This is a genomic window from Streptomyces sp. BJ20 (assembly GCF_022869105.1).
In the GTDB taxonomy this organism is placed as follows: domain Bacteria; phylum Actinomycetota; class Actinomycetes; order Streptomycetales; family Streptomycetaceae; genus Streptomyces; species Streptomyces griseoincarnatus.
Genome location: NZ_CP094918.1, coordinates 6713587 through 6737128, shown reverse-complemented (window position 1 = coordinate 6737128; position 23542 = coordinate 6713587). Strand labels below are relative to the sequence as shown.

15 protein-coding genes, 1 tRNA gene and 1 pseudogene are annotated in these 23542 nt (G+C 73.2%); 10 read left to right on the top strand and 7 right to left on the bottom strand.

The genetic code is table 11. The features are described 5' to 3' along the window. Positions 1 to 87 precede the first annotated feature (87 nt). The 3 genes from glmU to MTR79_RS30195 form a co-directional block, all read right to left on the bottom strand. A complete protein-coding gene (gene glmU, locus MTR79_RS30205) occupies positions 88 to 1533 on the bottom strand; it encodes a bifunctional UDP-N-acetylglucosamine diphosphorylase/glucosamine-1-phosphate N-acetyltransferase GlmU (protein ID WP_189364994.1) in 1446 nt (481 codons plus the stop codon). Between the two features lie 119 nt (positions 1534 to 1652). Next, a tRNA-Gln gene (locus tag MTR79_RS30200) sits at positions 1653 to 1725 on the bottom strand. Positions 1726 to 1733: 8 nt separating this feature from the next. Further along, on the bottom strand, positions 1734 to 2606 hold the full coding sequence (locus MTR79_RS30195) for a hypothetical protein (protein ID WP_244792498.1): 873 nt from the start codon (positions 2604 to 2606) through the stop codon (positions 1734 to 1736). 167 nt (positions 2607 to 2773) lie between these two features. Here MTR79_RS30195 and MTR79_RS30190 point away from each other — a divergent pair, with 167 nt between their 5' ends. Continuing rightward, positions 2774 to 4087, top strand: coding sequence for a histidine kinase (locus MTR79_RS30190; protein WP_244792496.1), 1314 nt, complete (start codon positions 2774 to 2776; stop codon positions 4085 to 4087). 10 nt (positions 4088 to 4097) lie between these two features. Here the strand turns inward: MTR79_RS30190 and MTR79_RS30185 are convergent, their stop codons facing one another. Both MTR79_RS30185 and MTR79_RS30180 read right to left on the bottom strand, forming a co-directional pair. After that, the gene (locus tag MTR79_RS30185; RefSeq protein ID WP_086705531.1) at positions 4098 to 4592 is read right to left on the bottom strand and encodes an SUKH-3 domain-containing protein; all 495 of its coding nucleotides are present in this window, start codon (positions 4590 to 4592) and stop codon (positions 4098 to 4100) included. Between the two features lie 44 nt (positions 4593 to 4636). Continuing rightward, positions 4637 to 5167, bottom strand: coding sequence for a YwqJ-related putative deaminase (locus tag MTR79_RS30180; protein WP_114876096.1), 531 nt, complete (start codon positions 5165 to 5167; stop codon positions 4637 to 4639). Positions 5168 to 5510: 343 nt separating this feature from the next. Between MTR79_RS30180 and MTR79_RS30175 the strand changes: the two genes are divergently transcribed. The 3 genes from MTR79_RS30175 (at position 5511) to MTR79_RS30165 (ending at position 10551) form a co-directional block, all read left to right on the top strand. Next, entirely contained in the window at positions 5511 to 6530 is a 1020-nt protein-coding gene (locus MTR79_RS30175; RefSeq protein WP_244792494.1) for an SMI1/KNR4 family protein, read from the top strand. 9 nt (positions 6531 to 6539) lie between these two features. After that, the gene (locus tag MTR79_RS30170) at positions 6540 to 9449 is read left to right on the top strand and encodes an SUKH-4 family immunity protein (RefSeq protein ID WP_244792492.1); all 2910 of its coding nucleotides are present in this window, start codon (positions 6540 to 6542) and stop codon (positions 9447 to 9449) included. Between the two features lie 184 nt (positions 9450 to 9633). Further along, on the top strand, positions 9634 to 10551 hold the full coding sequence (locus MTR79_RS30165) for a cellulose-binding protein (protein ID WP_244792490.1): 918 nt from the start codon (positions 9634 to 9636) through the stop codon (positions 10549 to 10551). Positions 10552 to 10658: 107 nt separating this feature from the next. Here the strand turns inward: MTR79_RS30165 and MTR79_RS30160 are convergent, their stop codons facing one another. Both MTR79_RS30160 and MTR79_RS30155 read right to left on the bottom strand, forming a co-directional pair. After that, positions 10659 to 12242: a cation acetate symporter gene (locus tag MTR79_RS30160; protein ID WP_086705203.1), complete on the bottom strand. Its 1584-nt coding sequence runs from the start codon at positions 12240 to 12242 to the stop codon at positions 10659 to 10661. A 29-nt stretch (positions 12243 to 12271) separates the two neighbouring features. Then, a complete protein-coding gene (locus MTR79_RS30155) occupies positions 12272 to 12760 on the bottom strand; it encodes a DUF485 domain-containing protein (RefSeq protein WP_189364999.1) in 489 nt (162 codons plus the stop codon). Between the two features lie 657 nt (positions 12761 to 13417). Between MTR79_RS30155 and MTR79_RS30150 the strand changes: the two genes are divergently transcribed. The 6 genes and pseudogenes from MTR79_RS30150 to MTR79_RS30125 all read left to right on the top strand — a co-directional run bounded on the left by MTR79_RS30150 (position 13418) and on the right by MTR79_RS30125 (position 23518). Beyond that, positions 13418 to 14206: an ABC transporter ATP-binding protein gene (locus MTR79_RS30150; RefSeq protein ID WP_048457348.1), complete on the top strand. Its 789-nt coding sequence runs from the start codon at positions 13418 to 13420 to the stop codon at positions 14204 to 14206. Next, a complete protein-coding gene (locus tag MTR79_RS30145) occupies positions 14203 to 16782 on the top strand; it encodes an ABC transporter permease (RefSeq protein WP_244792488.1) in 2580 nt (859 codons plus the stop codon). Before MTR79_RS30150 ends, MTR79_RS30145 begins: the two co-directional genes overlap by 4 nt. A gap of 258 nt (positions 16783 to 17040) precedes the next feature. Then, on the top strand, positions 17041 to 20571 hold the full coding sequence (gene mfd / locus MTR79_RS30140; protein WP_244792486.1) for a transcription-repair coupling factor: 3531 nt from the start codon (positions 17041 to 17043) through the stop codon (positions 20569 to 20571). 278 nt (positions 20572 to 20849) lie between these two features. Continuing rightward, entirely contained in the window at positions 20850 to 21566 is a 717-nt protein-coding gene (locus MTR79_RS30135; protein ID WP_244793330.1) for an HNH endonuclease family protein, read from the top strand. Beyond that, a pseudogene (locus tag MTR79_RS30130) lies at positions 21566 to 22732 on the top strand (N-6 DNA methylase); the annotation flags it as partial. The gene MTR79_RS30135 and the pseudogene MTR79_RS30130, both read left to right, overlap by 1 nt. Before the next feature lie 123 nt (positions 22733 to 22855). Continuing rightward, positions 22856 to 23518, top strand: a complete 663-nt coding sequence (locus tag MTR79_RS30125) for a hypothetical protein (RefSeq protein ID WP_086702287.1) — start codon at positions 22856 to 22858, stop codon at positions 23516 to 23518. The last annotated feature ends 24 nt before the right edge of the window (positions 23519 to 23542 follow it).

Sequence of the window (23542 nt, the reverse complement as noted above, 5' to 3'; positions counted from 1 at the left end):
CACTGTCTCCTCAGAGGTGTCTCAGCTGGTGGGGTGCGCGTTTCCGCACCTCTCACGGTACGCCGTCCCGAACGGAACGCTTTCCGGTCAGTCCTCGCCGGCCGGCTCCCGCGACGCCGCCTCCGCGGCCTTCGCGGCAGCGCTCCCCGGACGCTTACGAGCCACCCAGCCCTCGATGTTGCGCTGCTGACCACGGGCCACCGCCAGGGAACCGGGCGGCACGTCCTTCGTGATCACCGAGCCCGCAGCCGTGTAAGCACCGTCTCCGACCGTGACAGGAGCAACAAACATGTTGTCCGACCCCGTACGGCAGTGCGACCCGACCGTCGTGTGATGTTTGTCCTGTCCGTCGTAATTGACGAACACACTTGCCGCACCGATGTTCGAGTACTCGCCGATCGTCGCATCACCCACGTACGACAGGTGCGGAACCTTCGACCCCTCGCCGATCGACGCGTTCTTCGTCTCCACATACGTGCCGATCTTGCCCTTGCGCGCCAGCCGCGTCCCCGGACGCAGATACGCGAACGGACCCACCGACGCCTCCGGACCCACCTCGGCGCCCGTCGCCACCGTGTTGTCCACACGCGCACCCGCACCCACCAGGGTGTCCGTCAGCCGCGTGTTCGGACCCACCTCGCAGCCCTCGCCCAGATGCGTGCCCCCGTGCAACTGCGTCCCCGGATGCACCACCGCGTCCCGCTCGAACGTCACCCCCACGTCCACCCACGTCGACGCCGGATCCACCACCGTCACACCGGACAGCATCGCCACCGTCAGCAACCGCTCGTTCAGGATCCGCCGCGCCTCGGACAACTGCACACGGTTGTTGATCCCCGCGATCTCCCGGTGATCCCCCGCCACCGACGCACCCACCCGGTGCCCCGCCTCACGCAGGATCCCCAGCACGTCCGTCAGGTACTCCTCACCCTGGCTGTTGTCCGTACGCACCTTCTTCAACGCGTCCGCCAGCAGCGCCCCGTCGAACGCGAACACACCCGAGTTGATCTCCCGGATCGCCCGCACCTCGTCCGACGCGTCCTTGTGCTCCACGATCGCGGTCACCGCGCCGGAACCGTCCCGCACGATCCGGCCGTACCCGGTCGCGTCCGGCACCTCCGCCGTCAGCACCGTCACCGCGTTGCCGTCCGCCACATGCGTCTCCGACAGCCGGCGCAGCGTCTCACCGGTCAGCAGCGGAGTGTCGCCGCACACCACGACCACGGTCCCGTCCACGGAACCGCCCAGCTCCTCCAGGCCCATCCGCACGGCGTGCCCCGTGCCGTTCTGCTCCGCCTGCACGGCGGTCCGCACCTCCGGGGCGACCTCGGCGAGATGCGCGGTCACCTGCTCACGGGCGTGGCCCACGACGACGACCAGGTTCGCCGGGTCCAGTTCACCGGCGGCGGCGAGCACATGACCCACCAGGGAACGACCACAGATCTCGTGCAGGACCTTCGGTGTGGCCGACTTCATACGGGTGCCCTCACCCGCTGCGAGAACGACGACGGCTGCCGGGCGATTGGCGCTCACGGGATGCCCTTCGGCTGTGTTGGAGGTGGGGGATGGACATCCGCAGGATACCGGGGCGTTTCCGGGGGGACATGAGAGCGGGTCCTGACCGGTTGCCGGTCAGGACCCGAACAATGCAGCTCCGCCAGCTGGATTCGAACCAGCACTACAGAGCTTCAAAGGCTCGCGGGCTACCAGTTACCCCATGGCGGATCGCTGCGTCAGACCATACCTGAGGAGGGTGGCGTCGCGATCCCGGAGACCATTCCTGTCCACCAGCCTTCGATGCGCCGGTACAGGTCGGCGCCTTGTGAGACCCGGATGACCAGACAGCCGCGATAGGTGTCGCCGACGTTCTTCCGGACGGTCGTCGGGTTGTGCTTCTTGATGGTCGTCTTCTGGAAGACGGAGACGTCCACGCCGACCAGATCCGCCCAGTATCGTTTCGCGCCTTCCACGTCGGCGGTCATGTGGATCATCACGCGGTACCGCAGGCGATCGGGCTCGACGCCGAGCAGGTCGAGCCATGCCAGGTACAGCTTGATCACGCCGGGGTCGCTGTTGACGAAGAGGACGTTCTCACGCCGGTCGTAGGGCTTGTCCTTCGCGCCCTCGGCCCAGTAGAGGGCCGCACCCGCGAGGAAGAGGTCGCGGTCGGACAGCGGGCCGATCTCCAGGGCGGCGGCCTCCTTGGTCCGCCGGCGTTGCTCGTCCCGCACCGCCAGCTCGTGCTCCCAGCGCATGCGGCCCGCCAGCCGCGCCTGCTCCGAGGGCGGGCGCCGCTCCGGCTTCGGCAGATCCCGTACGCACAGGGAGATCGAGCTCTTGGAGCAGCCCAGTTCGACCTGGATCCGGTCGTAGGTCCAGCCCTGCAGGCGGAGCTCGCGGGCCCGCGCCCGCAGGTCGTCCTTGGCGTTGGGGCGCCGGGTCCAGTCGGGGGCGGGTTCGCCTTGGAGGAGCCGGTTGAGGATGTCGTTGTTGTCGACGTGGAGCCGGTCGCGGATCTGGCGTCGGCTGAGGCCCGCGCGTCGCAGGGCGACCGCCTGCTCGCGCAGGCCTTCGAAGTCGGCGTATTTGCCGGTCGGATGTGCCATGGGCATACCGTCCGGGCGGAATGGAGGGTTCCCCCCTCGAACGGTGATCGATTCAGCAGTTCGAGGGATTGTGGGGCGTATCGCGGCCGATCGGTCGGAGGGTGTGGTCCGGTGGCGAGGTGAAAAGTCGACGGAAACAGGGCTGGGAGCGCCTTTAGGCTGGGGGCATGACCACGGCGGGGGAAGACCATGTGACGGCCCGGGGAGGGCCCTGGTGGTGGGAGCGGCGGCGTAGTGCCGTGCTCGATGTGGGGCTCGCGGCGGTGTCCGCGCTGGAGTGCGGGGTCGAGGGGGTCCCGTTCGCGTGGGAGGCGGGGATCCCGGTCCCCGTGGGGGTGCTGTTCGGCCTCGCGGCGGGGTCGGTGCTGCTGGTGCGGCGGCGGTGGCCGATCGCGGTGGTGCTGGTGGCGATCGCGGTGACGCCGGCGGCGATGGGGTTCCTGCTGGGGATCGTGGGCCTGTACTCGCTGGCCGCGTCTGACCTGCCGCGCCGGATCATCGGGTCGCTGGCGGGGATGCAGTCTGTGGGTGTGCTGATCGTGATGTTCGTGCGGATGCGGCAGGACATCGCGCGCGGGGACGTCGACGTGGGTGACTGGCTGGTGCCGTTCGCGTCGGTGACGATGGCGTTGGGTGTGACGGCTCCGCCGGTGCTGCTGGGGCTGTACGTGGGGGCGCGGCGGCGGCTGATGGAGAGTCTGCGGGAGCGGGCGGACAGTCTGGAGCGGGAGCTTCAGCTGCTCGCGGAGCGGGCGGAGGAGCGCGCGGAGTGGGCGCGGGGTGAGGAGCGGACGCGGATCGCGCGTGAGATGCACGACGTGGTGGCGCACCGGGTGAGTCTGATGGTGGTGCACGCTGCGGCGTTGCAGGCGGTGGCGCGGAAGGATCCGGAGAAGGCGGTGAAGAACGCCGCTCTGGTGGGGGACATGGGCCGGCAGGCGCTGACGGAGTTGCGGGAGATGCTCGGGGTGCTGCGGGCGGGTGGGGACGCGGTGCGGCCCCGGCCGGAGGGTGCGTCGGTGCCGTTGGCGGCGGTGGGTGCGGCTGCCGCGGCCGCCGCGTCGCGGGTGGTGGTGGAGGAGCCGGCGGAGGGGCCGTCGCTGGCGGAGATCGACGAGCTGGTGGGGCAGTCGGCCGCGGCGGGGATGGTGGTGGATCTGTCGGTGGAGGGGGAGTACCGGTCGTACGCGCCGGAGGTGGAGGCGACGGCGTACCGGGTGGTGCAGGAGGCGTTGACGAACGTCCACAAGCACGCGGCGGGTGCGAAGACGTATGTGCGGCTGGCGCACCGGGTGTCGGAGATCGCGATGCAGGTGGAGAACGAGCCGCCGTCGGGCGTGGGTTCGTCGGCGGGGCTGCCGTCGGGGGGCAACGGTCTGGTGGGGATGCGGGAGCGGGTGTCGGCGCTGGGCGGGGTGTTCGTGTCGGGGCCGACGGACGCGGGGGGTTTCCGGGTGTCGGCGGTGATCCCGGCGTCGTAGCCGCCGGGTGTCAGCCGGCGGTGAGGCGTTGGGGCCGGGCGCCGGAGATGAGGGTGGCGAGGGCGTGGTCGATGTCGGGGCCGAGGTACCAGTCGCCGGTGTGGTCGAGGGCGTAGACGCGGCCCTGTGCGTCGATGGCGAGGAGTGCCTGGGTGTCGGTCTCGGTGCCGAGGGGGCAGACCTCGGTGTCGAGGGCGCGGCCGAGGTCGCCGAGGGTGCGGGCGAGGTGGAGGCCGTGCAGGGGGTCGATGTGGACCGGGGTGGGGGAGATCTGGCGGCCGGGTCCGGTGGGCCGGATGTGGAGTCCGCCGAATTCGGCCCAGGCCTCGACGGCGGCGGGGAAGACGGTGTGCCGGTGTCCGGCGGGTGAGGTGTGGTCGCGGAGGGTGTCGGCCCAGATCTCGGCCTGTTTGATGTCCCAGCGTCCTGGTTGCCAGCCGGCGGTGCGCAGTGCGGCGTCGACGGGGACGGCGAATCTGGTGGTCGAGGTGCGGTCGGTGTGCATCTGCCCTTCGTTCGTCGAGGTCGTGCGGTGGTGCTGGGGGTGGTTCAGCTGTCGGTGGGGGTGGGGTCGACCGTGCGGACGCCGAAGTGGGCGGTGAGGGCGGTGCAGGCGCGGCAGGGGGCGGCGTAGCTGCCGTGGAGGGGGTCGCCGTCCTCGCGGATGCGGCGGGTGGTGAGCTTGGCGTGCTTGAGGGCCTTGCGGGCCTCGCCGTTGGTCATGGGTTTGCGGGCGGCTCTTTTGCTGCGGGCGGCGTCGGCGGTGGCGATGTGCCGGGAGATGAGGATGGTCTCGGCGCAGCGTCCGGTGAAGCGGTCGCGCTGGTCGCTGGTGAGGGTGTCGAGGAAGTCCTGGACGAGCGGGTGGAGCGCGGGGGGTGTGTCGCCGCGGGCGGCGGTGCCGGTGAGGGTGGCGCCGCGGACGGAGAGGGCGGCGGCGATGGTGGGGAGGATGCCGTCGCGGCGGTGCCGGAGGACGGGTGCGGGGGTGCTGTCGGTGGCGCTCCAGCCGATGCGGGGGTCGCCTGAGCGGGGGTCGCCGGATGGTCCGGTGTGCGTCCCCGTCTGCGTCGCGTTCATGATCGTCATCCCCTCCCGAGCATCCCCCCGGTGGTCACAGAGTGCCAAATCGCGTGGCGGCTGGGGAAGCTGGGGCGTGGCGACACGCCAGGGCGGGGGCGGGCTGTCACGGCGGGGTGACGTGGGGTCACGGAAGCGGAGGGGCTGGTGACCGGTGCCCGGTGACCGGTGGGGGCGTACCGCATAGGCTGTCGGCACCGCGATCCGGCGGTGTTCCGTGCGCGGGCGCCGAGGGGCTCGTGGTGGTGAAGCAGTCGAGACAGACGTGACAGTCGAATACGTTCCGTGACGGCCCCGACGGTGGGGCGGGCGGGCGTACAGAGTGCCGCAGGGGGCAACCGCCATGACGACAGGTCGGCTCGGGCTGGGGGCACCTTCCGGCCGCCAGGCTGGGGGAACTTCCGCGCCGCCGAACGCGGCCTACGCCGGGCAGGTCGTGCACTTCCCGGATCCGGTGCGGGCGGCCCGTCACCCGAGAGGGGTGCGGGTGGACGAGCGCGGCTACCCCGACTTCTCGCCCTACGCGCGCGCGGCCGCGGAGATCGCTGACCCGCCGGAGGGTTTCGGCGTGGACGAGCTGCGGCTGACGGACTACGTGTCGGCGAACGCGGCGTTGGCGGCGACGGGTCACGAGTTGTGGGACACGGTGTCGGCGGTGGCGACGCCGCACGGCTGGACGTGGCATCACGTGGCGGGTACGCGGCGTCTTGAGCTGGTGCCGGTCGAGGTGAAGGCGCTGTTGCGGCATCACGGTGGTGTGGCGACGGCGGCGGTGGACCACGGCAAGCGGGGCACGCGGCCGTTGCAGGAGACGCGTCCGGCGCATTTCGGGCTGCCGAAGTCGGGTGTGGCGGTGACGGAGTCGCAGGTGCTGGGCGTCGAGGAGGATCTCGGGTACCGGCTGCCGGGCGCGTACCGGTCGTTCCTGAAGGCGGCGGGCGGCTGCGCGCCGGTGGGGACGGCGCTGGACGCGGAGCTGGGTCTGCTGGTGGACCAGCCGTTCTTCACGGTGCGGGACGAGGCCGCGGTGAACGACCTGGTGTATGTGAACAAGTGTCTGCGGGACCACCTGACAAAGGACTATCTGTGCGTCGCGTTCGTGCAGGGCGGTCTGCTGGCCGTGAAGGTGCGGGGCGAGCGGCAGGGTTCGGTGTGGTTCTGCGCGTACGACGACGTGCGGGACGTGGATCCTTCGTGGTCGCAGGCGGAGCGTGTGGAGCGGCTGCTGCTGTCGTGCGGTGAGGATTTCGACGTGTTCCTGTCGCGGCTCGCGGGGTCTCCTCCGGAGTTGGAGACGGTGGCGAATCTGATGGTGGACGGCGGGTTCGCGCATGCCGTTCCGGTTTCTTCCGCGGGGGAGTGAGTCGTAGCGATGGTGACGTTCGCGCAGGCGCAGGAGCGCGCGGAGGAGTGGGTCAACGGGGACGTGCCCGCGTACCAGCACCGTGAGGTGCGGGTGCGGGAGTTCGGTCTCGGGTTCGTGGTGTGGGCGGAGGACCGTGCGGACGGTCCGCGCTCGGACGGCGGCGGGCAGCGGCTGGTGATCGCCCGGGACAGCGGTGAGGCCACGCTGTGGCCGGCGCTGCCGGTGGGTGAGGTGATCCGCCGGTACGAGGAGGAGTACGGCAGGGATGAGGCGGCGGCTCAGGAGCCGGCGCCCGCGCCTCCGGCGCGGGTGGACCTCAACCAGACGTCGTTCCTGCTGAGTCCGCCGGAGTGGTTGCAGGAGGCGGCGGACCGGCTGGGGATCCCGGACCGGCGCGGGGAGACGTCGGGGGGCGCCGGAGGGGCGGCCTCCGGGGCGGTCGCGGCGGCGTCCGCGGGGTCCGGTGCCGGGTCGGCGCCGGGTGTGGTGCCGGGGCAGGCGGGTGCGCCGGACGCGAGTTGGGCGTCGTCGTCCACGGGTGCGGGCCGGGGCGTCGGCGCGGGTGACTCCGAGGAGTCCTCGGCGGGTTCCGGTGCCGCGGCGTCCGCGCCCGACGGCAGCGGTTCGGCGTGGCCGGCGGCCGTCGGCGGTGCGGACGAGGGCACGCCGTGGGCGGGTACGGACACCACGGCGGACGCGGGCGAGGACCGCTCGGTGCCGCTGCCGCAGACCGTGTACGCGCCGCAGGTGCGGGAGTCGGGTGAGGACGCCCCGGCGACGCCCGACGCGAAGACGGCGCTGATGTCGGGTGGCAGCGGGCTGCCGCCGACGGCGGTCGCGCCGGCGGTTCAGGCGGGGCAGCCGACGCCTCCGCCTCCGACTCAGGCGGGGCCCTCCGCGGCGCTTCCGCCTCCGACTCAGGCGGGGCCCTCCGCGACGCCTCCGCCTCCGACCCAGGCAGGCGCTCCCGGCACCCCGGCTCCGGGTACGCCCGCGCCGCCGGCTCCGGGCGCGCCGGACGCCGGTGACATCGCCGACGCCGCGACCAGCAAGGCGACCCCGCCGCCGAAGCGGGGGCAGGGTCCGACGACCCCGCCGCCTCCGGGCGCCCCGGGGACGCCGGGCGCGCGACCCGGCGGCACGCCCGCGTCTGCGTCCGCGCAGGGCGGGAGCGGCTATGTGCCCACACAGCTCGTGTCGTCGCTGGGCCCTGAGGGTCCGGAGGGCGCGGGCGGCGGGCAGACACCTCCGCCGGCTCCGCCGCCGGGTGCGCCCGGCACGCCTCCGGGCGGGGTGCATCACGCGGCGACGATGCTCGCCGATCCGAACAGTTCGGGCGCGGGGGCGCCCGTGCCTCCGGGACCGCCGGGGGCTCCGGGGCAGCCGGGTGCGCACGGCGGGCCGGGCGCGCCGCAGCAGCCCGGCCAGCCTGGTGCGCCTCAGCCTCCCGGCCAGCCTGGTGTGCCTCAGCCTCCCGGTCCGCCCGGTGCTCCGGGCCGGCCCGGTCAGCACGGGGCCCCGGGTACTCCAGGCGCGCCCCAGCCGCCCGGTCCTCCTGGTCAGCCCGGCGCGCCCCAGCCTCCCGGTCCTCCCGGCTCCCCCGGTCAGCACGGTGCGTCCGGTCAGCCCGGTGCCCCGGGTGCTCCCGGCGCGCCCCAGCCTCCGGGCCCGCCAGGCGCTCCGGGTGCCCCCGGTCAGCCCGGCGCGCCCCAGCCACCCGGCGCCCCGGGCGGCGCCCCCGGCACCCCGCCCGTGCACCACGCGGAGACCGTCCTGGCCGCACCCCCCGTCGGTGGTCCGGGCGCGCCCCCGCCGCCGCCCGGTGCGCCCGGTACCCCGCCGATGGCGCCCGGGTCGGTGCCTCCCGGTGCCATGCCTCCGCCGGGCGCTCCCGTGCCGGGGCAGCCGCCGGCGTACGGCTATCCGCAGCAGCCGCCCGGTCAGCCGACCGTCGGCCCCGGCTACCAGGCCGTGCTGCGCTACCGCGCGCAGGACGGCTCCGAGCAGCAGCTGATCCGGCGTTCAGCGCCGGGCACCCCGCACCCGGAGTGGCAGATCTTCCACGAGCTGCGCGCGATGAACGTGCCGCCGAACCAGGTGCTGGAGCTGCACACGGAGCTGGAGTCGTGCGAGCTGCCGGGCGCGTACTGCGCGCGGATGATCCGCGAGCAGTGGCCGCAGGCGCGCATCACGTCGATCGCGCCGTACGGCACGGACCACGCGAGCCGGCAGCAGGGCATGCGGCAGCTCCTGGCCCACCAGGGCGAGCTGCACCAGGTGGCGGACGGTCCCGCGCGTCCCGCCCCGGTGCGGGCGCCGGTCCCGCCGGTGCATCCGGCCCCGCCGATCCCGCCGGAGGCGATCGGGCAGGAGCTGGCGGCCGCGTTCGGGCCGGGCGTGTTCCGGTTCGAGCAGGCGGCGGTGTCCCGTCAGGGTGTGCCGCCGGTGGTGGCGCACACGCTGGTGACGGCGGGTCTGCCGGCGGACATGGGGCCGTTCTTCTGGGCGCAGGCCCAGCCCGGCCGCCCGGTGCCGACGCTGGCGGAGCTGGCCGCGGAGCGGGGTGTGCAGCCGGCGCCGGACGCGGGCTCGTACCTGGTGATGGGCAGCGACTTCGGCAAGGCGGTCTGTGTGCAGTACGGCACGGCGAACATCGTCGCGGTGCCGGTGGAGGCCGGTCCGGGCGGTACGGCGGTGCCGCCGCAGTTCGTGAACACCGGGCTGCCGGAGTTCGCGCGCTGCCTGGCGCTGCTGGGCCGGATGTGGCGTCTGCGGTTCGGGCTGAACCAGGAGCAGGCGGGCCGCTGGACCGTCGACTTCCAGGCGCAGCTGGCCGCGCTGGACCCGGCGGCGCTGGGGTCGCCGGAGACGTGGTGGTCGGTGCTGCTGGAGCAGATGTGGGACGGGCTGCTGTGAGCCGCCGCCGCTGAAGGTGTGACCCGTGAGCCGGGCCCGGTCGTCGTCACGACCGGGCCCGGCTCTCGTCTGTCCGCCCCCGCAGGGCCCGCCGAGCGGAGTGTCGCGTTATGAACACTTCCTCGTCATAGATCAAGATGTGCGCGATTCATCCCTTTTGTGCTCGGTCGTCGTGCTGGGCTTCATGTCCGTCGGTGGAAGGGGTTCCAGGGTGAGCAGCAGCACATCGGTGTCGTCGCGGGGGTTCGAGATCGTCCGCCGGGGGCGCGGGTACCGTCCGCTCCAGGTGATCGCGTACGTCGAGGCGCTGTCGGACGACCGGGACGCCGCCTGGGAGCGCGCGGCGCGGCTCACCGTCCTGGCGCGGGAGATGGAGGAGGAGCTCGAGCGGCTGCGGGAGCGGGCGGCCGGGCTGCCGGAGCAGACGTACGAGTCGCTCGGCGACGGTCCCCGGCGGCTGTTCCTGCTGGCGCTGGAGGAGGCCACGGCCGTACGGGAGTCGGCGCGGCAGCACGCGCGGGACCTGGTCGACCTGGGGCGGGACGACGCCGCCGGGGTGGAGGATGCCGCGCGGGCGTACGCGGCCACGCTGCGCGCCGTCGTCGACGAGTACGCACGGGAGCGGCTGGCCGCGGCGCGGGAGAAGGCCGACGAGATCCGTGTCGAGGCGCGTCTGGACGTGAAGGAGCGGCGCACCGAGACGCTGGCGGAGGTGCGGCGGCTGCGGGAGCGCACCTCGGAGCTGCTCGCCGAGGAGGCCAGGGCGCAGGCGCAGCGGCTCGACGAGGTCGCGCAGGAGGAGGCGGCGCGGGCGGCGGAGCTGGACGCCCGGCAGGCGGAGGCGGAGGAGCGTGCCGAGAAGGTGCTGGCAAAGGCGCGGCAGGCGTTCGCCGACGCGGAGGAGGCGGCCCGGCGCCGCGCGGACGAGGCGCGGGAGCGGGCGGCGGAGGTGCTGGCCGAGGCGCAGTCCCGGGTGGAGGGCGTCGAGCGGGAGACCGAGCGGGTGCTGAGGGAGCACGCCGACCGGCGGGAGGACGTGCAGATGCAGATGGACCACGTGTCCGCCAGCCTGAGCGCGCTGACCGGCCGCGCGGTGGAGTGACCTCCCCCCCCCGCACGGCCGGCGGGTGTCCGCCGGCGGTCAGGGCCTTCCGCTGGTCGGCGTCTTGCTCTGATCAGGGCCTTCCGCTGGTCGGCGTCTTGCTCTGATCAGGGCCTTCTGCGGATCGCGCCGGCGAGGATCCAGCCCTCCACCGCCTCGTACTGGCGGCGCTGTTCCTCCGCCCGGGCGCCGCCGGAGGCGACGGTGCCGAGCCAGCCGCAGAGGAAGCCGAGGGGGATGGACAGCAGCCCGGTGGTGGTGAAGGGGAACCAGGTGAAGTCGGCGTCGGGGAAGGCGGCGACGGGGGAGCCGGAGACCAGGTTGGTGCCCGGCATCAGCACCAGTACGGAGACGGTTCCGCCGATGAGGGTGGCGAGCAGACCGGTGCGTGTGTAGCGGCGCCAGAAGAGGCTGTAGACGAGGGCCGGGGCGATGGCCGAGGCGCCCAGGCAGAAGGACAGCGTGATCAGCGGGTGCAGGCTGTGGTGCTGCACCAGGGTGGCCAGCAGGATCGCGGGGGCGCCGACGGCCGCGGCGGACAGGCGGGCCAGCAGCATCTCGCGGCGCGGCGTCATCTCCCGGACGCGGGCGGCGAACACGTCGTGCGCGAGGGAGTTGGCGCAGGCGAGGATCATCCCGGCGACGGAGGCGAGGACGGTCAGGAAGATCGCCGTGGTGACGGTGGTGAACAGGACGGTCTCCGCGGTGGACACCTCCGCGCCGAACACCGCGCGCGTGCCGAGCAGATAGGCGGTGTTGCCCCGCGGGTCGGCCCCGGCGACGACGGCCCGCCCGAGCAGGGCGGTCGCGCCGAACCCGACGACCGTGATGACCAGCACGAACAGCGCCACGCCGGACACCGCCCAGGACATCGAGCGGCGTACCTGACGGGCGCTGTCCGCGGTGTACATGCGCATGGTGATGTGGGGGAGGCAGGCGCCGCCGAGGACCACCGTGAGATGGGAGCTGATCATGTCGATGCCGGGGCTCGCGCTGCCGGCGAACTGCAGCCCGGACGCGAGGAAGGCGTCGCCGGTGCCGCTGCCGGCGGCGGCCGCGTCGAAGAGGGCGCCCGGGTTCCAGTCGAAGCGGTGCAGCATCAGCGCGGCGACCACCAGGCCGGAGCCGAGCAGCAGCACGATCTTCAGGATCTGGATGAGGGCGGTGCCCTTCATGCCGCCGATCGCCGCGTAACTGATCATCAGCGCGCCCACGCCGACGATGCACCCGGTCTGCATCGACTCGCCGGAGAAGCCCAGGATGAACCCCATCAGCTGCCCGGTGCCGGCGAGTTGCACCAGCATCAGGGGCAGCAGCGAGGCGAGGGTGACGACGCTGGCGGTGATCCGCACCGAGCGGCCGCCCGGCATGCGGCGGGTCAGCGCGTCGCCCATGGTGAACCGGCCCGCGTTGCGCAGGGGTTCGGCCAGCAGGAACATCAGCAGCATCAGCGACAGGGCGGTGCTGAGCGCGAGGACGACGCCGTCGTAGCCGAACAGGGCGATGACGCCGCTCGTGCCGAGGACGGTCGCGGCGGAGATGTAGTCACCGGCGATCGCGAGACCGTTGCGCATGGGGGAGAGGGAGCCGTAGCCGGTGTAGAACTCGTCGAGGTCGTCCCGGTCGGGGCCGGTCAGCACGCACAGCAGCAGGGTGACGGTGGCGACCGCGGAGAACCCCACCAGGGACATGGTCTCGGCGGTGTCGCCGAACAGCGGGTTCACCGGGCCGCCTCCCGCCGCGCGTCGACGACCGCCTGTCGGCGGATCAGCTCGGCCAGCGGGTCCACCCGGCGGCGCGCGGTCGCCTCGTACAGGGCGACGGCGAGCCAGGTGACGGGCACCTGCCCCACGGCGAGCAGCAGACCGGTGGGGACGCCGGCGGTGGTGCCGGTCATGAGGGAGGGCGCGAACGCGGACAGCACCAGGAAGAGCACGAAGTAGCCGAGCGCGGTGAGGGTGGCGGTGCGGCGCTGCCAGCGGTAGGCGCGGCGCAGCCGGCGCAGGTCGCTGTGGTGGCCCAGCGGGGCGTGCCGGGGAGCCCGGTGCGGCCGGGGCGGGGGCGGGGCGGGCGGCAGCCAGGGGTAGGTGCGGTGGGTCGGGGAGGCGGCGCAGGGGACGCCCGCGCGGGGATCCGTGTACGGGCCATCGGCGTACGGGGGCGGGGGGCGGTGCGGGTCGGGCGGAGGGGGAAAGGGGCCGGCGGGCATCCCGTGCTCCTTGCGTGGCTCGGGTCCGTGCGGGGACCGCAGGGAGGGGGGTGGCGGAGCGGAGCCCGCACGTTACTCGCGCGTAGAGCGGAGCGCGACGGTTTGGCGCAACTCGCGCGCGGGGGAGCGCTCTCGGCGGTGGTACACGCCCTGAGCTGGGGTGTTACCCGGATTAACTCCGACTTTTGCGGTGGACGCGGGACATCGCGCTGTCCACCGGCGGGCGGCCCGCTTGACCCTGACGCGACGGAAGGGTGGACGCTGGGCGGCGCCGGACGGGCCGGGGCCGAGGGCGCGGACGGGAGGATGCCGGGGGAACCGAAGGGAGGAGCGACCCCGAGGCGGTCTCCACCCCACGGGGGAGAGCCCCTAGGGGCATCTCCGTACTGCGGCTCGGGGAGGGTTCGTCCCGGCGGAGGACGAGGCGGGGCCGCCTTCGTCCTTAACCTGGCTTTACGCCGCTGGGGGGTGGCGGAGCACAGCACCGGGGGTGGGGTTTTCCACAGCAGAAGACTGCGCTGAACACCAGCGCGCCGGACCCCCTCCCCCCGCCAGACTGAAGCACGAACCGCACACCACGCACCGGGCGGCCGCCGCACACGAGGGCGGCCGCCGGGAGCACCGCTTTCCCTTGCCAACCGACATAGGAGACTTACCGTGACATCGGCTGTGACCATTCCCAGGCACGGGGGTACTGGAGGGACTACGGCCGTTGCCGCGCGGGCGCGGCAGGTCGTGAAGGCGTACGGGTCGGGGGAGACCCGTGTCGTCGCCCTCGACCACGTCGACGTGGACATCGCCCGCGGCCAGTTCACCGCGATCATGGGCCCCTCGGGGTCCGGCAAGTCCACGCTGATGCACTGCCTCGCCGGGCTCGACACCGTGACGAGCGGTCAGATCTACCTGGACGACACCGAGATCACCGGGCTGAAGGACAAGAAGCTCACCCGGCTGCGCCGCGACCGGATCGGCTTCATCTTCCAGGCGTTCAACCTGCTCCCGACGCTCAACGCGCTCGAGAACATCACGCTGCCGATGGACATCGCCGGCCGCAGGCCCGACAAGGCCTGGCTGGACCGGGTGGTGGAGACCGTCGGGCTCGCGGAGCGGCTCAAGCACCGGCCCACGCAGCTCTCCGGCGGCCAGCAGCAGCGGGTCGCCGTGGCGCGGGCGCTGGCCGCCCGGCCGGAGATCATCTTCGGTGACGAGCCGACCGGCAACCTCGACTCCCGCGCCGGCGCCGAGGTGCTCGGCTTCCTGCGCCGCTCGGTCGACGAGCTGGGCCAGACCATCGTCATGGTCACCCACGACCCCGTCGCCGCCTCCTACGCGGACCGCGTGCTGTACCTCGCTGACGGCCGCATCGTCGACGAGATGCACCAGCCCACCGCCGAGCAGGTCCTGGATCGCATGAAGGACTTCGACGCCCGGGGGCGCACGTCATGACCGTGCTCAAGACCTCGATGCGCAACTTCCTCGCGCACAAGGGACGCATGGCGCTGTCGGCGGTGGCGGTGCTGCTGTCGGTGGCGTTCGTCTGCGGGACGCTGGTGTTCACGGACACCATGGGCACCACCTTCGACAAGCTGTTCGCGGCGACCTCCTCGGACGTCACCGTCAGCTCCAAGGACGCCTCCGAGGGCGGCGAGACCACCGCCCGCAACGGCAGGCCGCCGGTGATACCGGCCTCCGTGGTCGACGAGGTGAAGCGCGCGGACGGCGTGCGGGCGGCCGAGGGCGCGGTGTTCTCCACCGCCGTCACCGTCGTCGACGGCGACCGGGACAGCCTGTCGCCCACCAACGGCGGCCCGACCATCGTCGGCAGCTGGAACAGCAACGACGCCCGCACCATGGACATCACCTCCGGCGCCGCGCCGAAGGGCGCCGGCCAGGTCATGCTCGACGCCGACACGGCCGAGAAGCACGGCCTGGGCGTCGGCGACGAGCTGAGCGTCATCACCGCGCTCGGCACGCACACCGCGAAGATCTCCGGCGTCGCCGACTTCACCGTCACCAACCCCGGCGCCGCGATCTTCTTCCTCGACACGCCCACCGCGCAGAAGGTCCTGGTCGGCGAGACCGGCGTCTACACCGACGTCAGCGTCACGGCCGCCGAGGGCGTCAGCGACGACCAGCTGAAGCAGAACGTGCTGGCGGAGCTCGGCGGCGGGTACAGGGTGCTCACCGCGGAGGAGGCCGCCGAGGCCAACCAGAAGGGCGTCGAGGGCTTCATGAACGTCATGAAGTACGCGATGCTCGGCTTCGCCGGGATCGCCTTCCTCGTCGGCATCTTCCTGATCATCAACACGTTCTCGATGCTGGTCGCCCAGCGCACCCGCGAGATCGGCCTGATGCGGGCCATCGGCTCCTCCCGCCGGCAGGTCAACCGGTCGGTGCTGATCGAGGCGCTGCTGCTCGGCGTCGTCGGCTCCGTCCTCGGCGTCGGCGCGGGCGTCGGTCTCGCGGTCGGCCTGATGAAGCTGATGGGCGCCGTCGGCATGGAGCTGTCCACGAGCGACCTCACCGTCGCCTGGACGACCCCCGCGCTGGGCCTGCTCCTCGGCGTCGTCGTCACCGTCCTCGCCGCCTACCTGCCCGCCCGCCGCGCGGGGAAGATCTCCCCGATGGCCGCGCTGCGCGACGCCGGGACCCCGGCGGACGGGCGCACCGGCTGGGTCCGCGCCGTCACCGGCCTGGTCCTCACCGGCGGCGGAGCGGCCGCCCTCTACCTGGCGGGGGCCGCCGACAAGGCCACCGACGGCTCCATGTGGCTCGGTCTCGGGATCGTGCTGACCCTCATCGGCTTCGTCGTCGTCGGCCCGGTGCTGGCGAGCGGTGTGGTCCGCGTCCTCGGCGCGGTCCTGCTGCGGGCGTTCGGCCCGGTCGGCCGCATGGCCGAGCGCAACGCCCTGCGCAACCCGCGTCGCACCGGCGCGACGGGCGCCGCGCTGATGATCGGACTCGCGCTGGTGGCGTGCCTGTCCGTGGTCGGCTCCTCCATGGTCGCCTCGGCCACCGAGGAGCTCGACAAGGTGGTCGGCACGGACTTCATCGTCCAGGACGACAACGGCCAGCGGCTCAGCCCGGAGGCCGTCGCCGCGGTCAAGGCCACCGACGGCCTGGACCGGGTCACCGAGTACAAGTGGACGGAGGCCGGCTTCACCACGCCCGACGGGAAGACCAGCGACGACACCGCGATCACCGCCGTCGATCCGACGTACGCCGTCGACATGCGCATCGAGACCGTCGAGGGCAAGCTCGCGGACGCCTTCCGGCCGGACTCCATGTCCGTCCACGAGGACTTCGCGAAGGACCACGACATCACCCTCGGCTCGACCGTCGACGTCGCCTTCGAGGGCGGCAGGACCGGCACGCTCACCGTGCGGGCCGTCACCAGCAGCGAGGGCGCCATCGACGCCGGCGCGATGTACACGTCGATCGACACCCTCGCCCGGTACGTGCCCGCCGAGAAGATGCCGCTCACCCTGATGGTGCTCGCCTCGGCAGAGGACGGTCAGAAGGACGCCGCGTACGCGGCCCTGAAGCAGTCCATGGACGGCTTCCCGCAGTTCGAGGTGCGCGACCAGACCGACTACAAGGAGGCGCTGAAGGACCAGATCGGGCAGCTGCTCAACATGATCTACGGCCTGCTGGCGCTGGCGATCGTCGTGGCGATCCTGGGCGTGGTGAACACCCTGGCCCTGTCGGTCGTGGAGCGCACCCGGGAGATTGGCCTGATGCGGGCCATCGGCCTCTCGCGCCGCCAGCTGCGCCGCATGATCCGCATGGAGTCGGTCGTCATCGCCCTCTTCGGCGCCCTGCTCGGCCTCGGACTGGGCCTCGGCTGGGGCGCGACCGCCCAGCAGCTCCTCGCCCTGGAGGGCCTGAAGGTCCTCGACATCCCGTGGCCCACCATCGCCGGGGTGTTCGTCGGATCCGCGTTCGTCGGCCTGTTCGCCGCGCTGGTCCCGGCGTTCCGGGCGGGCCGGATGAACGTCCTCAACGCCATCGCGACCGAGTAGCGGCCGAGGAGCGCCGACGGGAATCGGCCGACGGCGGCAGCCCCGGGTTCACCGCACACGGGGGTTGCGGGGAGACCGGCGCCGGAAGGTCCCACGGGGGCCTTCCGGCGCCGGCGCGTGCGGCGAGGGGCGCGCGTGGCCCGTCGTCGTCCACAGCCCCGGCGGCTGTCGGCGGGGCGACGTACCCTGGACACCCCCGGCCCGCGGCGCGCGTCGGGCCCGTCGTGTTGCACATCCCCGGAAGGGATTCCGCCCCGCATGAGCCTGCACGGTCTGCTCGACGCCGTCGTCAAGGACACCGCCCTCGCGGAGGCGGTCACGGCCGCCGCCGACGGCAACCGCATGCACGTCGACCTCGTCGGCCCGCCCGCGGCCCGTCCCTTCGCGGTCGCCGCGCTGGCCCGTGACGCCGGCCGCCCCGTGCTCGCCGTGACGGCCACGGGACGCGAGGCGGAGGACCTGGCGGCCGCCCTGCGCTCGCTGCTCCCGCCCCAGGGGGTCGTGGAGTACCCGTCCTGGGAGACGCTGCCGCACGAGCGGCTCAGCCCCCGCAGCGACACCGTCGGCCGCCGCCTCGCCGTGCTGCGGCGCCTGGCCCACCCCCGCTCCGACGATCCCGAGACCGGCCCCGTCTCCGTCGTCGTCGCCCCCGTGCGCTCCGTGCTCCAGCCGCAGGTCAAGGGCCTCGGCGACCTGGAGCCCGTCGCCCTGCGCACGGGGCAGAGCGCCGACCTGAACGACGTCGTCGACGCCCTCGCCGCCGCCGCGTACGCGCGCGTCGAGCTGGTGGAGAAGCGCGGCGAGTTCGCGGTGCGCGGCGGCATCCTCGACGTCTTCCCGCCCACCGAGGAGCACCCCCTGCGGGTGGAGTTCTGGGGCGACGACGTCGAGGAGATCCGCTACTTCAAGGTCGCCGACCAGCGGTCCCTGGAGGTCGCCGAGCACGGCCTGTGGGCGCCGCCCTGCCGTGAGCTGCTGCTCACCGACGAGGTGCGCGAGCGGGCGCGGGTGCTCGCCGAGGAGCACCCGGAGCTGGGCGAGTTGCTCGGGAAGATCGCCGAGGGCATCGCGGTGGAGGGCATGGAGTCCCTCGCCCCGGTCCTCGTCGACGACATGGAGCTGTTGCTGGACGTGCTGCCCAAGGGCGCCATGACCGTCGTCTGCGACCCTGAGCGGGTGCGCACCCGCGCGTCCGACCTGGTCGCCACCTCGCAGGAGTTCCTCCAGGCGTCCTGGGCGGCCACCGCCGGCGGGGGCGAGGCGCCCATCGACGTCGGCGCGGCCTCCCTGTGGTCCCTCGCCGACGTCCGGGACCAGGCCCGCGAGCTGGACATGCTGTGGTGGACGGTGTCGCCGTTCGCCGCCGACGAGGAGCTCGACGCCGACACGCTCAAGCTGGGCATGCACGCCCCCGAGACCTACCGCGGCGACACCGCGCGGGCGCTCGCCGACACCAAGGGCTGGCTCGCCGACGGCTGGCGCACGGCCTACGTCACCGAGGGCCACGGTCCGGCCGCCCGCACCGTGGAGGTGCTCGGCGGCGAGGGCATCGCCGCCCGCCTCGACAACGACCTGGGCGAGCTGACCCCGTCCGTTGTGCACGTGTCCTGCGGCTCCGTCGACCACGGTTTCGTCGCCCCGGCGCTCAAGCTGGCCGTGCTCACCGAGACCGACCTCACCGGCCAGAAGGCGTCCGGCCGCGAGGGCGCCCGGATGCCCGCCCGGCGCCGCAAGACCATCGACCCGCTCACGCTGGAGGCGGGCGACCACATCGTCCACGAGCAGCACGGCGTCGGCCGGTACATCGAGATGGTGCAGCGCACCGTGCAGGGCGCCACCCGCGAGTACCTGGTCGTGGAGTACGCCCCCGCCAAGCGCGGCCAGCCCGGCGACCGCCTCTACATCCCCACCGACCAGCTCGAGCAGATCACCAAGTACGTCGGCGGCGAGGCGCCCACCCTGCACCGGCTCGGCGGCGCCGACTGGACCAAGACCAAGGCGCGCGCCAAGAAGGCCGTCAAGGAGATCGCCGCCGACCTGATCAAGCTGTACAGCGCGCGGATGGCGGCGCCGGGCCACGCCTTCGGCCAGGACACCCCCTGGCAGCGCGAGCTGGAGGACGCCTTCCCGTACGCGGAGACGCCCGACCAGCTCACCACCATCGCCGAGGTCAAGGAGGACATGGAGAAGTCGGTCCCCATGGACCGTCTGATCTGCGGCGACGTCGGTTACGGCAAGACCGAGATCGCGGTACGGGCCGCGTTCAAGGCCGTGCAGGACGGCAAGCAGGTCGCGGTGCTGGTGCCGACGACGCTGCTGGTGCAGCAGCACTTCGGGACGTTCGGCGAGCGGTACGCGCAGTTCCCGGTGAACGTGCGGGCGCTGTCCCGCTTCCAGACCGACACCGAGGCCAAGGCGGTCCTGGAAGGTCTGAAGGACGGCTCGGTGGACGTGGTCATCGGCACCCACCGGCTGTTCTCCTCCGAGACCAAGTTCAAGGACCTGGGCCTGGTCATCGTCGACGAGGAGCAGCGGTTCGGCGTCGAGCACAAGGAGCAGCTGAAGAAGCTCCGCGCCAACGTCGACGTGCTCACCATGTCCGCCACGCCCATTCCCCGGACCCTGGAGATGGCGGTCACCGGCATCCGCGAGATGTCGACGATCACCACCCCGCCGGAGGAGCGCCACCCGGTGCTCACCTTCGTCGGCCCCTACGACCAGCGGCAGATCGGCGCCGCCATCCGCCGTGAACTGCTGCGTGAGGGCCAGGTCTTCTACATCCACAACCGCGTCGAGTCCATCGACCGGGCGGCGGCCCGGCTCCGTGAGATCGTGCCGGAGGCGCGGATCGCGACCGCCCACGGCCAGATGTCGGAGCAGGCGCTGGAGCAGGTCGTCGTCGACTTCTGGGAGAAGAAGTTCGACGTGCTGGTGTCCACGACGATCGTCGAGTCCGGCATCGACATCTCCAACGCCAACACCCTCATCGTCGAGCGCGGCGACAACTTCGGCCTCTCCCAGCTGCACCAGCTGCGCGGCCGGGTCGGCCGCGGCCGCGAGCGCGGGTACGCGTACTTCCTGTACCCGCCGGAGAAGCCGCTGACGGAGACCGCGCACGAGCGTCTCGCGACCATCGCCCAGCACACCGAGATGGGCGCGGGCATGTACGTGGCGATGAAGGACCTCGAGATCCGCGGCGCGGGCAACCTGCTCGGCGGCGAGCAGTCGGGGCACATCGCGGGCGTCGGCTTCGACCTGTACGTGCGGATGGTCGGCGAGGCCGTCGCCGACTACCGCCGTCAGCTGGAGACAGGCGAGGTGGAGGAGGCGCCGCTCGAGGTGAAGATCGAGCTGCCGGTCGACGCGCACGTCCCGCACGACTACGCGCCCGGCGAGCGACTGCGCCTCCAGGCGTACCGGGCCATCGCCTCCGCCAACAGCGAGGAGGACATCGCGGCCGTCCGCGAGGAGCTGGTCGACCGCTACGGCAAGCTGCCGGAGCCGGTGGAGAACCTGCTGCTGGTGGCGGGCCTGCGGATGCTCGCGCGGGCGTGCGCCGTCGGCGAGATCGTGTTGCAGGGCACGAACATCCGGTTCGCGCCGGTGGAGCTGCGCGAGTCGCAGGAGCTGCGCCTCAAGCGTCTCTACCCCGGCTCGGTGATCAAGCCGACGTCCCACCAGGTACTGGTGCCACGCCCGAAGACCGCGAAGGTCGGCGGCAAGCCGCTGGTCGGGCGGGACCTGCTCGGCTGGGTGGGGGAGTTCCTCACCTCGGTGCTGGGGTCCTGACCCCGTACGGACAGCAGGGCCGCCCGTGGTGCGCGCGAGGCGCATTGCGGGCGGCCCTGAGATGTACGTGAGGCCCTGCGGCTGGTCGGGACGGTCGCGGTGCATAGGGCGAAGACAGGTCTGGACCACTCGCTCGTTACGGTGAGCTTCCGGATGGACCGCTCCCGCCGGGGCAGGTTCGGAGCAGAACAGCAGAACGAGGGAGGGGCGCGGTGACGCGAGATCTGGGGTGGGGCGGCAGGACGCGGCGCGCGGCAGGAGCGGCGGCCGCCGTCGCGGTGGTCCTCCTCGCGGGATGCGAGTCGATACCCGACGTGGACGTGCCCGCGTCCGGCGGCAGCGGGGCCCCGGCCCCCGACGGGCGCGCGGCGAGCCCGCTGGACAACCCCGACGGCACCCGCCCCGGCCTCGCCCCCGTCCGTGACGCACAGGAGCGCGCCGAGGCCGCCGCCCTCATCGACAAGGTCGCCACCAAGGGCCGCGGCCCCAAGACCGGCTACGACCGCGACGAGTACGGCTACGCGTGGATGGACACCGCCGACGGCGTGCCCCTCGCCCGGAACGGCTGCGACACGCGCAACGACATCCTCCAGCGGGACGGCCAGGAGCTGCGCTTCCGCTCCGGCTCCGACTGCGTCGTCGTCTCCCTGACCCTGGCCGACCCCTACACCGGCAAGACCATCGAGTGGCGCAAGCAGAAGGCCGCCGAGGTGCAGATCGACCACGTCGTGCCGCTCTCCTACAGCTGGCAGATGGGTGCCTCCCGCTGGTCCGAGGGCAAGCGCCGGCAACTGGCCAACGACCCGCTCAACCTGCTCCCCGTCGACGGAAGCGCCAACTCCGCCAAGAGCGACTCCGGCCCGGCGTCCTGGCTCCCGCCCAGCAAGGGCGTCCGCTGCGCCTACGCCGTCCGCTTCGCCCAGGTCGCCGTGAAGTACGAGATGCCCGTGACGAAGGCGGACAAGGAGACCATGCGGGAGCAGTGCGGGGTCTGAACCCGCGCTGGGAGTACGGCTTCCCCGCCCGCACCGAGTCCGAGCTGGCCTGGGTGCAGCACGCGCTCGCCCGGCTCAGGGACGGCGGCACCGCCGTGCTGCTGATGCCGCCCGCCGTGGCGTCCCGTCGCTCCGGCCGGAGGATCAGGGCCGACCTGCTGCGCCGGGGCGCGCTGCGCGCCGTCGTCGCGCTGCCCGCCGGGGCGGCGCCCCCGTACAGCGTGCCGCTGCACCTGTGGGTGCTGCGCCGGCCCGACCGGACGCACGCGCAGCCGGAGCTGCTGCTCGTCGACGCCGGGCGGTTCACGGCCGAAGGGCGCGGGGGACCCGACTGGCCCGGGGTGCGGGAGACCGTGCTCGACGCCTGGGGCGCCTTCGACCGGGACGGCAGCGTCGGGGAACGGCCCGGCGTGGCCCGCTCGGTGCCGGTCATCGAACTCCTCGACGACGACGTCGACCTGACCCCCGCCCGGCGGCTGCCGCCCCCGGCGGACACCGACGGCGCCGGCCGGCTCGCCGACGTACGGGCGCGGCTCGACGAGACGCTGCGGCTGACCGCCGAGCTGGCGCCGCCGCCCGCGGAGCCCGTGCCGTCCGCCGCGTCCGGGCGGCTGCCGCTGACCACCGTCGGCGAACTGGCGCGCGCGGGCGGCCTGGTGATGCGCACCGGCGGCCACGGCGGCCGGGCGCGGGTGCCCGTGCTCACCGACCACGACGTGCTGATCGGGACCGCGCCCTCCGGGACGCTCCCGGAGAGCGAGGAGGAGCCGGTGCTCACCGAGCCGGGCGACGTCGTGCTGCCCGTGCTCGGCGGCGGGGCCGTCGCCCGGGTCGTCGACGAGGCGACCGCGGGGGCCGTCCTCGGCCGCAACCTCGTGCTGCTGCGCCCCGATCCGGCGGCGCTCGACGCGTGGTTCCTCGCCGGGTTCCTGCGCGGCACCGCCAACCACCGCCAGGCCAGCAGCTACGCGTCCACCGCCACCCGGCTCGACGTGCGCCGCCTCCAGCTCCCGCGCCTCGCACCGGACGAACAGCGGCGCTACGGCGAGCGGTTCCGCGCCCTGGACGCGTTCGAGAGAGCGCTCAGGGAGGCCGGACGCCTCGGCGAGCAACTCGTGCGCGGGATGTACGACGGCCTCACGGACGGGACGATCGCCCCGGACTAGCGTCCGCCCCTGCTCCGGTACGGCAACGGTTCGGTACATCACGGGACCGGTTGTCGCCGTGGACCTATACGCTCGGACTCTCCACCGGAGTTCACACATCGGCTACACCCGTCCAGGAGCAGCATGTACGGCCACGGCGCGCCGCCGCCCCCACCCAGCTCGGGATCGGTCATCACGCAGCGCGTGCTGTACGCGGCCTCAGGGGTGCTGTGCTGCGGGATGCTGTCCGCCGTGCCGCTGTTCCGCATCGCGGTACTGCGCGGGCGGGTCCTCGACTGGACAGCGGCCTGGGCGAGCATCCCGCTGGCCGTCATCTGCATCGCCGTGATCGGGTCCGTCCCCGAGGAGGACTGGCGGGGTGACGTGGGCCTCGCCGTCATGCTCCTGATGGGCGCCTGCGCGAGCGCGTACTACCTGATCGTCGACATCCGCCTGCCCCGGCAACGCGGGCCGTACGGCGGCCCGGTGCCGCCCTCACCGCACGCCACCACGGTCCACGCCCACGGTGGTCCCGCCCCCTACGGCTATCCGCAGCCGGCCTCGCCGTACACGCCCACCGCCCTGTCACAGCCTCAGCCGCAGCCTCCGCACACCCCGTTCCCCGGCCCCGTGCCGCCCTCCACCGCCCCGCCCGCCGCCGTGCCCCCGTCGCAGGCGCAGCCGCCGCAGGGGCCCGCGCCCGCCCGGATCGACCAGGTGCGCGCCGAGCTCGACGAGCTCAGCGACTACCTGCGCCGGCAGGACGGACAGCAGCGGCCGCCGGGTGACCACGAGGGCGGACGGTGAGCGCGGCGGCGGGACGGGTCGTCG

Excerpts from the sequence above, each read along its gene's own strand:
- MTR79_RS30195 (WP_244792498.1), bottom strand. The coding sequence starts at position 2,606 with ATGGCACATCCGACCGGCAAATACGCCGACTTCGAAGGCCTGCGCGAG.
- MTR79_RS30190 (WP_244792496.1), top strand. The coding sequence starts at position 2,774 with ATGACCACGGCGGGGGAAGACCATGTGACGGCCCGGGGAGGGCCCTGG.
- MTR79_RS30185 (WP_086705531.1), bottom strand. The coding sequence starts at position 4,592 with ATGCACACCGACCGCACCTCGACCACCAGATTCGCCGTCCCCGTCGAC.
- MTR79_RS30180 (WP_114876096.1), bottom strand. The coding sequence starts at position 5,167 with ATGAACGCGACGCAGACGGGGACGCACACCGGACCATCCGGCGACCCC.
- MTR79_RS30175 (WP_244792494.1), top strand. The coding sequence starts at position 5,511 with ATGACGACAGGTCGGCTCGGGCTGGGGGCACCTTCCGGCCGCCAGGCT.
- MTR79_RS30170 (WP_244792492.1), top strand. The coding sequence starts at position 6,540 with ATGGTGACGTTCGCGCAGGCGCAGGAGCGCGCGGAGGAGTGGGTCAAC.
- MTR79_RS30165 (WP_244792490.1), top strand. The coding sequence starts at position 9,634 with ATGTCCGTCGGTGGAAGGGGTTCCAGGGTGAGCAGCAGCACATCGGTG.
- MTR79_RS30160 (WP_086705203.1), bottom strand. The coding sequence starts at position 12,242 with ATGTCCCTGGTGGGGTTCTCCGCGGTCGCCACCGTCACCCTGCTGCTG.
- MTR79_RS30155 (WP_189364999.1), bottom strand. The coding sequence starts at position 12,760 with ATGCCCGCCGGCCCCTTTCCCCCTCCGCCCGACCCGCACCGCCCCCCG.
- MTR79_RS30145 (WP_244792488.1), top strand. The coding sequence starts at position 14,203 with ATGACCGTGCTCAAGACCTCGATGCGCAACTTCCTCGCGCACAAGGGA.
- mfd (WP_244792486.1), top strand. The coding sequence starts at position 17,041 with ATGAGCCTGCACGGTCTGCTCGACGCCGTCGTCAAGGACACCGCCCTC.
- MTR79_RS30125 (WP_086702287.1), top strand. The coding sequence starts at position 22,856 with ATGTACGGCCACGGCGCGCCGCCGCCCCCACCCAGCTCGGGATCGGTC.